The organism is Lacihabitans sp. CS3-21, assembly GCF_024343675.1.
Lineage (GTDB): Bacteria > Bacteroidota > Bacteroidia > Cytophagales > Spirosomataceae > Leadbetterella.
Window position 1 is genome coordinate 73,784 of record NZ_RJUD01000012.1, and the last position, 14,514, is coordinate 88,297.

The window sequence follows — 14,514 nt, forward strand, 5'->3', positions numbered from 1 at the left end:
AAAATCAAAAAATATAATAAGGCTAAAACTACCTCCTTTCACCTAAAAAATTCTTAATTTTGCAGGTGATTTTAACCAAAAACATTAATATTTTGAACAAGAAAGTAATTTTAGCGATACTAGATGGTTGGGGATTGCCAAAACCAGGAGAAGAGTGGCGTTCGGCTATAGATGCAGCAAATGTGCCCTTTTTCAGGCATTTAATGGCTACCTATCCCAACAGTACCCTTGAGGCATGCGGAAGAGCTGTGGGCTTACCTATTGGACAAATGGGCAACTCTGAGGTCGGTCATACCAATTTAGGAGCAGGTAGAGTGGTGTATCAAGAGCTTGAAAAAATTAACGTGGCTGTTGAGGAAGGAAAAATTGCCAAAGAAAAAGTAATGGTGGATGCCCTTGCCTATGCCATAGCAAATAATAAGAAAGTACATTTCATTGGATTATGCTCAGATGGTGGTGTGCATTCGCACATTGAACATGTGAAAGGATTGTGCAAAATAGCAGCTGAAGCAGGTGTAAAAGATGTTTTTGTCCATGCATTTATGGATGGCCGCGACTGCGACCCAAAGTCAGGTAAAGCGTTTATAGCAGATTTGCAGAATACCTTGGACCAAACAGGCGGCCAAATTGCTTCTTTGACTGGAAGGTACTTTGCAATGGACCGCGACAAACGATGGGATAGGGTAAAACTAGCTTACGATGCCATGGTGAATGGAATTGGAGAATTAGAGGTTTCTAAAGAGGAAATATTAGCGAGCATCCAAAAATCCTATGATGCCGATATAACGGATGAGTTTTTAAAACCAATTGTAGTTGTTGAAAATGGTAAACCTGTTGGAAACATTGAGACTGGGGATGTGGTCATGTGTTTCAATTTTAGGACAGACAGAGGACGCGAAATTACAGAAGCTTTGACGCAGAAGGATTTTCACGAGCAAAATATGCATGCATTGGATTTGTATTACATCACCATGACCAATTATGATGAGACTTACAAAAACGTAAAAGTGATTTATGACAAAGACAATTTGACCAATACTCTGGGAGAAGTTTTAGAAAAAGCAGGAAAGAAACAAATACGCTCTGCAGAAACTGAAAAATATCCGCATGTAACTTTCTTTTTCTCAGGTGGAAGAGAGGAGCCTTTTGCGGGTGAAACTAGGTTGTTGTCTCCTTCGCCCAAAGATGTTGCCACCTATGATTTGAAGCCTGAAATGTCAGCAAAAGATTTAGCCAATAATTTGGTCCCAGAACTTCAAAAAGGAGAGGTTGATTTTGTTTGTTTAAATTTTGCTAATCCTGACATGGTGGGTCACACTGGGGTATTTTCGGCTGTGGTGAAGGCTGTTGAAACTGTGGATGCTTGCTTAAAACAAGTAGTGGAAGCTGGGGCAGCCAATGGATATACTACACTGGTAATAGCGGACCATGGAAATGCCGACTATATGCTGAACGATGATAAATCAGTAAATACAGCCCATTCGTTGAACCTTGTACCTTTTATAGTAGTAGATGATGCCTACAAAGGCCAACCTAAAAGTGGAAAACTTGGAGATGTGGCACCTACCATTTTGAGTATCATGGGCATTGATATTCCAAAAGAAATGGATGGAAATGTCTTGATTTAATATAACTTAAGCAATATGAGCAAAAAAACTCCTGAGGAATCAGGAGTTTTTTTTTGTTTAAATTATTGAATCCAAATTACAAGTTAGAATCCAAACCATTGAGATGCTTGACAATTTTAATTAAGTCAGAAGGATTTTGTATATTCAGATTATTTTTTTCTGCAAATTCTTTGGCCTTACCTTCATTTTCATCAAATATTTTAAATTTCTTACCTACTCGTTGCATTTTGTTGTGATAATTGATGTAATACGTAGTTTCTTTCTCAAAATATCCCTCATATCCATCGCCTGTTTGTTCGTAGCCTGTTTTTTCTCCTACCACCGCTGGGGTATATTTACATTTAAAATTTCTGAAAAGTTCGATTTCACCTTCTACTAATTTTTGATAATACAATTCACCCGCAGCTACATATTGATTTCTGAATTTCTTAAATGTGTTTCCATTCAAAGTAAATTCCTTGGGTCTTATTTCTACTGCATCTTTATTTTCTCCTATTGAAAAGAACAAGGAATTTGTTAAAACATTGTAAGCCATAAAGCCCTTTGAAACTCCACCAGTTTCGGTGGTTATACTTCCTTTAAACCAACCATTGTTAAAAAAGGGGGTTCCTTTATAAAACTTCTTGAAATCATTTTGGCTTTGGAAACGGACATTGGGGTTTTTGTATTCTGATACAAGCACCGTGTCTTTTCCTCTAATTTCAATTCTACTATCCGACGCTAAGACTGAAAGTTTGTCTACAAAATAAGAGGTTGTAGAATTCTGGGCATAAGAAATGATATTTACGAAAACAGCCAAAAGAACGGAGTTAAAATATTTCTTCATTTGAATTCAATTTTACCGGGTGATATTGATCAAAAACTAGGATTAAAATTCATAAAACATACTAATATACAGTACGTTATTGGTTTTTCAAAATTTCATTTATGTTTTAAAGTTGGCTTGATTATTTTCCAAATAAGCAAACTTTAATTTTACAGAATGATTATTTAAATGATATTATTCTTAAATTTCTACTGTGTAGAGTAGGAAAAGCAAAATAAAAAATTGACAAAATAGTTTATGAGATATCGAATTTATTTTTCGTTAATCATATGCTTCTGGTTTAATTATATCAAGCTTTTTACTAAAAAACTTTAAGTGATTTTAGCAAGTTATGAATTATACCAAGGTGTCCTACCTGAAATTTAATTTCAAACTATTGAGGCTAGATTAAATATCTATTAAAAAAAACAAGCTCTAATTGAAAAAAAAATAGTTTTCAATTATGAAAAAACTTAAGATTAATATTTCCAATAAACCATTAGCAGTTCACACTAAGAAAACTTTTCACTGAACATCCTAAATATTAAATCAACAACTGGTAAAAGGTAAAGCAGGGCAAAAACACAAATAAAGCTGTAATATACTTTCTTTAACATTTCACTTTTCAAAATGCCAAAAAAATAGCGATGACCAATACAAAATGGAATAATTACAGATAACAATCCAGGAAATAGATAAATATCTTTCATAAATACATGGATCCTTCCGAATAATGAAAAAATAATCGAAAAGCTTAAATAACCTATAAAAAATATGGAAGTCACCCATAAATCACTTTCTATAAAAAAAATTAAATTGCGATTTAAAACGCTAACAATTACACTATAAAGCATAAAGAAAACCCCAAAAAGGAGGATAATGGTGGGCAATATGGCTAAAGCCAATGTAATGCTCCCAACACGAATCATAAAAGGATTAAATGACTGCCATTGGGGTGGCCAGTGCTGAAAATATAAAAAGTGTGTTCTTCCATAAAGCTGCGAAAAATGCGACGTAAGATGTTTTATATTTGGTTCTTTTGGGCCTACTATTACCTGTGGATTTCGTATAAGATCAAAATAATAAAACTTAAAGTATCCTGAGTAAATGGTATTTATTCCCGGTAGGTAAGGGCCATTGGTTTTATAAATGGGCGGAAGTCCATGCAGTGGAGTATTGTAGGTAAAAGGCTTTTTTTCTTCAGTAATTGCCTTATAGTAACCGTTAAAGGTTAAAACTGCAACAATCGAAAAAATAATAATCAATAGGACTGTCCCCAAATATCCTTTTGAAAGAGATAAATAATAATTCTTCTGAGTTAAAGCAAACGCAACTAAAGAGATGACAGAACCCAAAAAGAAAATTATAGAATTATGTTTGGTCATTGTACCCAAAACCACCGATAGAATCAATATAATTGCATATTTGATTGAAGCCTCTTTATGCAATTTCAAGGTAGAATAGAGTGCTAAATTTCCCAAGAAAATAACCATTGCATCATTTGTGGCAAAAGAAAAAATTGAAATCAAACTTGGATTGAGAGCAATTAAAGCAAATACTATCAACTTGATGTTAAGACTAAAATTTAAACCAAATATAAATTTTCTCACCAGCACCAAAGTTCCCACACCAAAACAAGCATTTAAAAACTGGGCAGTTATTTGCTTCCAAAGGTGCGACTCCAAACCAAATAGATTCCAAATTTTAGCTACTATCCAATGGTATAACTTTGGATGGTAGCATTGCCAACACTGTGTCGAAACGGGCTGTTTTTTAAACTGAGCGATAATCTCTATGACTGTAAAATGGTCGTCAGGTGCATATCCATTATTTGCCACTGCCAATAGCACCATTAGCCCTGCTGATAAAAAAAAGATAACTCTAGACAGGGTTTGCATAGTTTTTAAAAAAAAGTGGATAAATTGAAACGCTTACTTGAATATTTCAAACTTGACCAATCCTTTTATGTCAAGCCAATATTGAACGGAAGTTAGTAAACAGCCTAAACCATAAATAGAGCTCCTTTTAAAGTTAATTGACGAAGCCTCCTCAAAATATTTTGTGGGACAGGTTACCTCTCCGATTTCATATCCTTTTCTAAAAATTTGACATATCATCTGATTATCAAATATAAAATCATCGGAGTTGGCCTCAAGATTTAAGCTTTTAATAACTTCAGCAGAAAAAGCTCTATATCCTGAATGATACTCAGAAAGTTTTTGATTGATCATTAAGTTTTGAGCAAAAGTTAAAAATCTATTGGCAACATATTTATATAAAGGCATTCCACCTTTTAACGCACCCTTTCCTAATATTCTAGAGGCTAGCACAACAGGATATAGACCTTCTACAATTATACTGACCATAGATTTTATTAAAAGTGGCGTATACTGATAATCTGGGTGTACCATGATCACAACGTCACCTCCTAATTCTAATGCCTTTTTATAGCAACTCTTTTGATTTCCACCATATCCTTTGTTACTAATGTGTTTAATAATGTGCTTGATTCCAATTTCCTTCGCCAAATTCACGGTATCATCAGTGGAGCAATCATCAACCAAAACCACCTCATCAACTATATCAAAAGGTATTTCTCTGTAAGTCTTTTCTAATGTGGATGCTGCGTTATAAGCAGGAAATACGACTACTACTTTTTTATTTTTATACATGAAGAAATATTATAATTAGTTTTTGATTCCGCTTAATCACTCTTCTAAACTAACGAACCAGTCGGAAGTTAAAAAATATTTCGCATTCAATAACAAAAAATATTTTTATTTTTAAAACTTGCAGCACCTTTTCGTTTATTCAAATCATTTAAAATACTTAAAGCTTCTTTAAAAGCTTAATTCTCGTTTCTGAGTGACCTTTCAAAAAAAAATCTCCAAGGAGTACTTTCTTGGAGATTTTCAGAACGATTACGAAAAATAATGGTTTTAATTTGCGTTTAACAATACCTGAGAGCCTTTGCTATTTCCCATGATGACTATTTTAGTATTCGGCGATGCTGCAAGATCTTTTTGAGCTTTGATTTGCTCATATTGAAGCTGCTTATCAGTCAATGTTGAGGTAATGATTCTCTGATAATCTGCAATACCTTGTGCTTCAACTCTTTTTCTTTCGGCTTCTTGCTTTTCTTTTTGAAGCACAAACTGCATTTTTTGAGCATCTTGCTCTGCGTTAATTTTAGACTCAATGGTTTTCTTAACCGATTCTGGCAAAGCTATATTTCTCACCAAAAGTTGTTCCAAAACCAAACCTCTGTCCTTAAAATCCTTTTCTATTGAATTAAAAATACGGGTCTGAAATTCGTCTCTTTTTGTAGAATATAAAGCGATGGCGTCATAATTGGCTGAGATATCTCTGATTCTCGTCCTAGATAATGGTCGAACAATCACATCCACATAGTTTAAACCTATTTGCTTATAAATGTCTGGTGCTTTTGCTGAAACTATCCTAAACAGAACGGTCAGGTCAATTGTAACTTCAAGGCCATCCGCAGACAAAACCTTTATAGCATCATCTCCAGACTTTTGCCCTTCATCATGAACCCCAGACATGGTATAGTTTTGGGTTTTCAAATCCAATTCTTTTATATCGGCCAATGGATTCACAATATTCAAACCACTGTTGAGTGTTTCTTTTTTTACATTTCCAAAAATAGATTGGACACCTACTTTACCTGCATCCACCTGAACCACACACTTAGAAAGAATTCCAAAAATCACCACAACGATTCCGATTACTCGAATCATTCCAGAATTGGCCGAAAGTGGGCTGTTTACTTTTTTAAGGTTATAGGCCACCAACAACAGTACAAGTCCAACAATAATAATTATCATCTGTTTATAAGTTTATTTGGGCAAATGTATGCCTACTTTCTACATTTTGTATCAAATATTTATGAATGGATTTTTTGCTTAGAAATAATGCTAAAAATTTATTTGGATCCTAATAATCTCTTAAACTAAAAAGCCTGAACAAATTGTTCAGGCTTTTTATGTATGCTATAAAATATTAGTAACCAGTATTTTGAACCAAAGTTGGTTTTCCATCTTTTTGGCTGTTCAATATTTCGTCTTGAGGGAGTGGAAAGTAATTGTTTTTACTTGTAAAAGTTTTACCTGCCATATATCCTCTTTTGTTGAATACTCTGCCAGAAGGCTCTTTACCAGGAGCTGCCTCTTCAGCGGCGTATTTGTTCAACACCTTCTCTGCAATACCCCAACGCACCAAGTCGAAGAATCTGTGACCTTCCATCGCAAACTCCAATCTTTGTTCCATACGTGTTGCATTTCTTGCAAAATCAGCTCCCTTTGTAGCGAAAGTTCCTGCAGGATAAGGTTTAACTACATAGTTAACTGTTGGATCTTGCACAGAGCCTTTTTGTGCTCTTTCCCTGATCATATTTACATAACCTTCCGCAGCAGCCAAATTCCCTAATTCTATTTCACATTCAGCCAACCAAAGTATTACATGTGACATTTTCAACAGTCTATAGTTATTATTTACATTTCTCTTACTTGTAGAGTGTGTAGTACTGTTTTCTTCAGCCAAATAGTACATCCATTTTTTGCCAGTAAAAGGACCAGCATATACTTGGTCTCTAATCCAAGTTGATCCTGGCATAGGACCCCAGTCAAGGAAATTCACTCCTCTTCTACCCACTGTCCAGTCTAATCTAGGGTCAACAGGGATACTTTTGTCTAAAGTAAAGGCTGTACCAGCACTTATACCTTGATCGTTTGGTAAATCTACTTTGTTGTAAGTATCTTCTGTACCATCAGCAGCGTTTCCAATTAGAGGAAGTCCATCTGAAGATGTCTTGAAAGCATTCACCAGGTTATGAGAAGCCTGATAAAAACCACAACATCCACGACCTGGAGCTGTTGAAGAATAAGGCCAGTTAAGGTTATCTCCAGCATTTCCGTTGTTACCAGTAGTTCCATCATTTACAGAAAATTGAACTTCAAAAATAGACTCTGAGTTATTGTTCGTAACGGTTCTATAATTGTCATGATAGTTGGCAACTAGTTTCTTTCCAGAGTTTTTGTAAACATCTTCTAAAAGAGCTTTTGCATCACCCCATTTTTTCTGGAAGATTTTGGCTTTGGCCAAATATGCCTTAGCTGCCCATTTGGTAGCTCTTCCTTTTTGAGCCTGTACCGCAGGAAGTGTATTTGCAGCAAACTCAAAATCTGCCTCTATTTTAGGCCAAATATCCTCTGTATTAGGAATTTTTGTAGAATTTGGGTCTGATGCTTTGTAAATTTTATCATCAATATAAGGCACTTTACCCCACATTTTTTTAGCCTCGAAATGATAATGTGCTCTTAAGAAACGTGCTTCGGCAATTACCTGAGCTTTCTCTGCATCGGTCATGTCTTTCACATCAGGACTTCCAACGATTTGGATAACTTCGTTTGCACGAGCTACACCATCGTATGAATGCCACCATTTTCCGAGGAAATAAGTGTTATCTGCAAGCCAGTTATATTGCTCAATAAAAGACTGCTCAGGTTGGTCACCCGCATCGGTACCTTTTACAGCATCATCTGAACTTATTCCACCAAATACGTAGTTTGAAATGGTAGACTGGCGACCCGTATTACCTGCTCCTACACCATCCAAAAGTGAGTAGGCACCTATCAACAAGGCATTTACGCCATTTTTTGTAGAAAGCTGAGCGAGTGATGCTCTACCCTGAGGCTTTAAGTCGAAAAAGCTATCAGAGCAAGAAAAGCTGATAAAAACAGCGACTAATAGTATGATTATTTTCTTCATTTTATTTAATATTTTTATCATTATAATTAAAAACCAAGTCTAACACCCACCAAATAAGACTTAGCTACTGGATAAGCACCCTCGTCAATTCCCATGTGAATATCTTGGTTGTCGTTGCCTGATCTTCTCAAGTTAATGTCTGGATCAAGACCTGTATATTTGGTCAAAGTCAGCATATTTTGTCCTTGAACATAGATTTGAGCAGAACCCATTTTTGCTTTATTCATGATAGCAGCTGGAATAGTGTAAGTCAACTGCACATTTTTCAATCTCAAATAAGAGCCGTCCTCTAAGAAATAAGAAGAAATCTGCTGACTTGTTGCATCGCCAGAGTTCAACCTCGGAAGCTTAGCTACATCACCTTGTTTTTTCCAAGAATCATACAACATTTCTTTTGATCTGTTTCCTTGGAAAGTGTTGAAGTCTGTCCAATATCTCACGTAGTTGAAAATCTCGTTTCCTTGAACACCCTGACCAAACATGGTCAAATCAAAGTTTTTATAGCCCAAATTAATGTTAATACCGTAAGTAAAATCAGGATGCGGATTACCAATAATTGTTCTATCTGCGGCTGTGATGACTCCGTCTCCATTTACATCTCTGAATTTAAATGTTCCAGCTCTCGTATAAGAACCAAACTTAGGTGCTGCTGCCGCTTCTGCGTCGTCTTTGATAACTCCATCTACAAAATAGCCATAATAACTCGCAATTGGTAAACCTGCTTTTGTTGCAGAAATTGCAGGTAAACGAGTCGTAAATCCGAATATCGTTGCATTAGGGTCATCATTCAGTTTAATCACTTTGTTTTTATAATGACCAATGCTGAAACCTATTTGATATCTAAAATCACCGACTTTGTCTCTGTAGTTGATACCCAAGTCAATACCCTTGTTTTGTACTTCACCAATGTTTGTATATGGAATTGAACCTGTACCTGCCGTTCTTGGAATGGCAATTTGGGTCAACATGTCAGAAGTTACCCTGTTGTAAACATCTAATACCAACTCCATTTTATTGTTTAACAAAACTGCATCTAAACCAATGTTTGTTGAAGTAGTAGTCTCCCATTTACCATTTGTGTTACCAAACTGTACCAAGTCAAAACCTCCAACAATTGACGAACCAGTTCCGTTGATGTCATAGGCATTGTTTGATGGGTCAGCGGCATACAAAGTATAAGCATTGTACACGTTCGGAATTAACTGATTACCAGTTTTACCCCAACCAAACCTTAATTTTAAGTCATTTACAAACTTCAAGTCTTTCATAAACTCAAACTCTGACATACGTACACCCACTGAAAAAGCTGGAAAAACACCATATCTATAAGCTTCTGAGAAACGAGATGAACCATCCCTTCTTAAGGTGAAGTCAGCTAAATAAATATCTTTGTAGCCATAATTTACTTTACCAAATTGAGAAAACAATGCACTTCTAATGGCACCGTCACCCGCATTGGCCAAACCAGCAGCCGAACCTGAGTTCAAATAACGATAGTCTAAGTCATCAAATGAGAAGTTACTTCTACTTGCTGAAAATCCAACTGAGTAAGTAGTTACTGACTCTGTTCCTACCAATACATTCAGCTCATGTAAGCCCATTGTTTTGGCATAGTTGATTGTATTAAACCAGGTAGCTGATTTATCAAAATTGTTAAGTACGTTCAAGCTATTGGCGTTTCTTGCTTCTGCAGCTTCAATATCTCTATGAAAATACTCAGAACGGTTAAATTGATTGTACTCTAATCCATAACTCGTTCTGGCTTTAAGACCTTTCATGATATCAAATTCTGCAAAAACATTTCCAAAAATGTGAGTTCCTTTGGTAAGGTTATCTTGTTCACGGTATAACCTCGCTAAAGGATTGGGAGCATTTCCAAGGTTTACCCCTTTACTTCCTGCAAAACCATTGTATGGTGAAGTATTTGTACCACCCAAAGCCACAGGGCCACCGGTGATGTCAAATACAGGAATGATAGGATGCACACGAATGGCAAACATAATCGGGTTTGATTCGTCGTTGTTGGTGATTCCTTGTCTTTCGTCATAAGAGAAAGTAAAGTTCTCACCAATGGTCAAGAAGTTTTTCTTAAATTCAGTATTTGCTCTAACCGAATATCTGTTGTATTTGGTGTATTTCAAAATACCATCTTGAGAAAAATAATTAGCCGAAATGGCATATTTACCAGAATTTGAACCGCCAGTAGCACCAATTTGATAATTAGAAATGGGAGCTGGATCAAAAATAGCATCTTGCCAATCTGTACCTTCTTTGTTGGCTTTGGTAATATTATAAGCCGTTTTACCCAAATTTGGGTCTGCAATATCGTTGGTATAGGTGTAATTGGCTGGCAAAGAACCATAAACGTTCGGATAGATATAATCCGCAATCGTTTGCTCACCGTTTGGACCAAATTTATACTGTACAGATGGAGAAGTCACCGAAGGATTTTTTCCTGCACCTAAATCTGCTTCATATAGATACTGACCAAGTTCCGAAGTGTTCAATAAATCCAACATTCTACCTGGTCTTTGTGTACCTGTGTAATAATCAAATGAAATATTCGGCTCACCAGCTTTACCCTTTTTGGTGGTAATGATTACTACACCATTGGCAGCTCTTGCACCATAAATAGAGGCAGCAGAAGCATCTTTCAATACCTGCATAGACTCAATATCATTTGGATTGAGCTGATTTAGTGTTCCTTGAGTAGGCACACCGTCAATTACATACAGTGGACTGTTGTTGTTTACTGAGCCAAATCCCCTGATACGAACCATCGTACCACCACCAGGAGAGTTGTCGTTGCCCACTACCACACCAGCAGCTCTACCTTGGAGCATCTGAGTGACACTGGCCGCTGGCGTTGCGGTCAATTCTTTGGCGTTTACTACCGTTACCGCACCTGTAATGTCTTTCTTACGTTGCGATGCGTAACCTGTAACCACCACTTCGCTCAGAGATTTTGTGTCAAGCGATAGAACTACGTTAATTTCTGACCGAGCACCGACAACTTCTTCGCTTGGGTTATAACCAATAGAAGAAAAGGTTAGCACACTGGTATTGCTTGGTACGTCAATGGTATAGCTTCCATTGGCATCAGTAGTTGTACCAGTAGAAGTACCTTTAACCAAGACTGTTACACCAGGAATCCCTGAAGTACTACCGGTTTCTGATACCTTACCAGCTACTTTTCTTTGGGCAAAAGCAAAGCTCACCGTCATGAGAAGACCCACGACCATCAATGCCCGACCCAAATTTCGAAAAAGGAGTTTTTTTTGCATACGAGTAGGAGTTTTTGTTAATTTTAAATAGTTTTAAGAATTAGAACTGTTTCTCAAATATAATTAATAATTCAAATATTATTATTTATAAAATTAAATTTTTTTAAAAAATAATACCATTTTCAAAATGATAAAGTTTTCTTAACACAATGGCTAAAGAAAAGATAAGTTATGACGCTATAGTAATTGGCTCTGGAATTTCTGGTGGCTATGCAGCTATGGAACTCTCCAAGAAAGGCCTCCAGGTGTTAATGATTGAAAGAGGACGAAGTGTGGAGCATATAGTAGACTATACAACCGCACTAACCCCTCCGTGGGAAATGCCTCACAGGGGTAAAGCTCCTTTGGAACTTTTGAAGGATTATCCTAAAACCGCTAGGATTTATAATAAAATAAATGAATATTCTGCTCATTTTTATACAAAAGACGCACTCCACCCCTATTTGGAAGACAAAAGATTTGACTGGATTAGGGGATATCAATTAGGCGGAAAATCGATAACCTGGGGAAGAATAGCTCTGAGGATGTCTGACCTAGACTTTGAAGCAAATGCCAAAGAGGGCCTCGCGATAGATTGGCCTTTGAGATACAAAGATTTGGCTCCATGGTACGAATACGTAGAGAAATTTGTGGGAATTTCAGGAAATGTTGACAAAATACCGCATTTACCTGATGGCGTTTTTCAGCCTCCTATGCCTTTGTCATGTGTCGAAAAAGACTTTCAGCAAAAAAGTAAAAAGTTTGGGGCCAAAGTCATTCACGCCCGACAAGCACATTTGACACAACCCACCGAAGAACAACTAGCCATAGGCCGGGGAAGTTGTCAATACCGAAACATGTGTGGCCGTGGTTGTCCATTTGGGGCTTATTTCAGCACCCAAGCGGCAACTTTGCCTGTAGCAAAAAAGACAGGAAATTTAACGATTCTCACCAACGCCATTGTCAAAGAAATTATTTACGACGACACCAAACAAAAAGCAACAGGGGTTTTAATAATAGATAGCATTACCAAAAAAGAAACAGAGCTTCAGGCCAAAACCATTTTCTTGAATGCCTCGACTTTGGCCTCTACGCAAATTCTTTTGAACTCCAAATCCAAAAGATTTCCGAACGGCATGGGAAATGACAGTGGCGTATTGGGGCATTATTTGATGGACCACCATTTTGGGGCAGGTGCCACAGCCGAAGTGGAGGGATTTGAGGATACCATAGAATATGGCAGAAGACCCAACGGTTTTTATATACCGAGATACAGAAATATTGGCGGAGAAAAACGAGACTATCTGCGTGGTTTTGGTTACGAAGGCGAGTCAAAACGTATTCACGAACATTGTCTAGATGAGTTTGGCGTGGAGTTTAAGAAAAAATTCACACGTTTTGGACCTTGGCAAATTGGGCTTTCTGCTTTTGCCGAAACCTTGCCTTATGAAGACAACAAAGTGTATCTTAGCCAAGACGAAAAAGACGAATGGGGAATACCGTTGCTGGTAATGTCAGCCGATTACAAAGAAAACGAAACCAAAATGCGAGTAGACATGAAAAACGATGCCGCAGAAATGTTTGAAGCAGCTGGATACAAAAACATAAAACCCTACGACGAAATCAGAGGATTTGGCAGATGCATACACGAAATGGGAACTGCCAGAATGGGGCATTCGGCCAAGGATTCTATTCTCAACAAAAATAACCAAGTGTGGGGCGTTCCCAATGTTTTTGTGACCGACGGTGCTTGTATGACGTCTTCATCGGCCGTAAATCCTTCCTTGACTTACATGGCTTTGGCTGCAAGAGCGGCCGATTTTGCGGTTGCTGAAATGAAAAAACAAAACTTATAAATCATGCTGAGTTTTTGGGAGAAAGACATTTTTAAGCAAAATTATGATATCCTGATTATTGGTTCGGGATTTACAGGACTTTGGCTGGCGTCATTTCTGAAGAAAAAGAGTCCCCTTTTATCCATAGCCATACTGGAAAGAGGAACTTTGCCTTCTGGTGCAAGTACCAAAAATGCTGGCTTTGCTTGCTTTGGTAGTCCTTCTGAGTTGCTTCAAAATGTCCAAGAAATAGGATGGGAAAAAACTTTAGAGATGACTTCCAAACGATATGAGGGCATCCAAATTATTAAGCAAAACTTTGGAAAATCAATAGATTATAAGCCTTGTGGAGCCTCTGAGCTATTTTCGGATGACGATTTTTTTGAAAAAACTACCCAAAACCTAAACGAACTCAATAAAGAATTAAGTGGTATAGTAGGCCATCCCAATCATTTTTTTGTGGACCAAAATATCATATCGGAGAGCCAATTTGAAGGTTTTAAATTTGCCATTAGCAATATGGCTGAAGCATCAATTCATTCTGGAAAACTATTTTATGAATTATACAAAAACTTGGTGAGTCAAGATGTAAAATTCTTCTTTGGAACAGCGGTAGAATCCATTGAAGCTGATGCTAAAACAGCTAAAGTTTACACCAAAAATCTAGGCGAATTCAATGCTTCACATGTAAGTATTTGCACCAATGCCTTCTCCAACCTATTCCTTCCCGAACAAAAAATAAAACCTGGTAGAGGACAAGTAATCATTACAAAACCTATCCTAAACCTGACCTTCGACAAAACTTTCCACTTTGACAAAGGCTATTATTATTTCAAAAACATAGGAAATAGAGTCTTACTCGGGGGCGGAAGAAACTTGGATTTTGAAACTGAAACTACGGAGCAATTCGGCACAACTGATATCATATTAAAACAATTAGAAAAATATCTAAGCAATTTCATACTTCCCCACAAAAATTTCGAGATTGATTACGCCTGGAGTGGCATCATGGCTTTTAACGAAGCCAAAACCCCATTTTCAGAAATCCTAAAACCCAATCTTTCGGCTTGCGTTTGTATGAATGGTATGGGGGTGGCCTTGGCTCCTTATTTGGCTAAAGAATTGGCCGAAATGATTGGCAATTCTTAAACGCTTTAAAAGAATCATCGCTGATTTTTTAAAAATCAATTTTAATC

General features: G+C 36.9%; 9 protein-coding genes. 3 read left to right on the forward strand and 6 right to left on the reverse strand.

Annotated features, from left to right (window positions below; all coding sequences use genetic code 11):
- Window positions 1-92: 92 nt before the first annotated feature.
- A complete protein-coding gene (gene gpmI, locus EGI24_RS09460; protein WP_255048137.1) occupies window positions 93-1,628 on the forward strand; it encodes a 2,3-bisphosphoglycerate-independent phosphoglycerate mutase in 1,536 nt (511 codons plus the stop codon).
- A gap of 76 nt (window positions 1,629-1,704) precedes the next feature.
- On the opposite strand, the gene EGI24_RS09465 is transcribed toward gpmI, so the two are convergent.
- The 6 genes from EGI24_RS09465 to EGI24_RS09490 all read right to left on the reverse strand — a co-directional run bounded on the left by EGI24_RS09465 (window position 1,705) and on the right by EGI24_RS09490 (window position 11,504).
- On the reverse strand, window positions 1,705-2,454 hold the full coding sequence (locus EGI24_RS09465; RefSeq protein ID WP_255048138.1) for a hypothetical protein: 750 nt from the start codon (window positions 2,452-2,454) through the stop codon (window positions 1,705-1,707).
- A gap of 491 nt (window positions 2,455-2,945) precedes the next feature.
- Complete coding sequence (locus EGI24_RS09470) at window positions 2,946-4,331, reverse strand: glycosyltransferase family 39 protein (protein WP_255048139.1); 1,386 nt, start codon at window positions 4,329-4,331, stop codon at window positions 2,946-2,948.
- Between the two features lie 33 nt (window positions 4,332-4,364).
- Entirely contained in the window at window positions 4,365-5,105 is a 741-nt protein-coding gene (locus EGI24_RS09475) for a glycosyltransferase family 2 protein (protein WP_255048140.1), read from the reverse strand.
- Window positions 5,106-5,372: 267 nt separating this feature from the next.
- Window positions 5,373-6,278 (reverse strand): SPFH domain-containing protein, encoded by a 906-nt coding sequence (locus EGI24_RS09480; protein WP_255048141.1) that lies wholly within the window; start codon window positions 6,276-6,278, stop codon window positions 5,373-5,375.
- A gap of 175 nt (window positions 6,279-6,453) precedes the next feature.
- Entirely contained in the window at window positions 6,454-8,220 is a 1,767-nt protein-coding gene (locus EGI24_RS09485; RefSeq protein WP_255048142.1) for a RagB/SusD family nutrient uptake outer membrane protein, read from the reverse strand.
- Window positions 8,221-8,246: 26 nt separating this feature from the next.
- Window positions 8,247-11,504, reverse strand: a complete 3,258-nt coding sequence (locus EGI24_RS09490; RefSeq protein ID WP_255048143.1) for a TonB-dependent receptor — start codon at window positions 11,502-11,504, stop codon at window positions 8,247-8,249.
- A 149-nt stretch (window positions 11,505-11,653) separates the two neighbouring features.
- On the opposite strand from EGI24_RS09490, the gene EGI24_RS09495 reads away from it, so the two are divergent.
- Together EGI24_RS09495 and EGI24_RS09500 are read left to right on the forward strand one after the other, a co-directional pair.
- Window positions 11,654-13,339: a GMC oxidoreductase gene (locus EGI24_RS09495; RefSeq protein WP_255048144.1), complete on the forward strand. Its 1,686-nt coding sequence runs from the start codon at window positions 11,654-11,656 to the stop codon at window positions 13,337-13,339.
- 3 nt (window positions 13,340-13,342) lie between these two features.
- Complete coding sequence (locus EGI24_RS09500; protein ID WP_255048145.1) at window positions 13,343-14,467, forward strand: FAD-binding oxidoreductase; 1,125 nt, start codon at window positions 13,343-13,345, stop codon at window positions 14,465-14,467.
- Window positions 14,468-14,514 lie beyond the last annotated feature (47 nt).

Bases quoted from the DNA above. Each gene is read 5' to 3' on its own strand.
- EGI24_RS09500 (WP_255048145.1), top strand. From the start codon at position 13,343: ATGCTGAGTTTTTGGGAGAAAGACATTTTTAAGCAAAATTATGATATC.
- EGI24_RS09470 (WP_255048139.1), bottom strand. From the start codon at position 4,331: ATGCAAACCCTGTCTAGAGTTATCTTTTTTTTATCAGCAGGGCTAATG.
- EGI24_RS09465 (WP_255048138.1), bottom strand. From the start codon at position 2,454: ATGAAGAAATATTTTAACTCCGTTCTTTTGGCTGTTTTCGTAAATATC.
- EGI24_RS09480 (WP_255048141.1), bottom strand. From the start codon at position 6,278: ATGATAATTATTATTGTTGGACTTGTACTGTTGTTGGTGGCCTATAAC.
- EGI24_RS09495 (WP_255048144.1), top strand. From the start codon at position 11,654: ATGGCTAAAGAAAAGATAAGTTATGACGCTATAGTAATTGGCTCTGGA.
- EGI24_RS09475 (WP_255048140.1), bottom strand. From the start codon at position 5,105: ATGTATAAAAATAAAAAAGTAGTAGTCGTATTTCCTGCTTATAACGCA.
- EGI24_RS09485 (WP_255048142.1), bottom strand. From the start codon at position 8,220: ATGAAGAAAATAATCATACTATTAGTCGCTGTTTTTATCAGCTTTTCT.
- EGI24_RS09490 (WP_255048143.1), bottom strand. From the start codon at position 11,504: ATGCAAAAAAAACTCCTTTTTCGAAATTTGGGTCGGGCATTGATGGTC.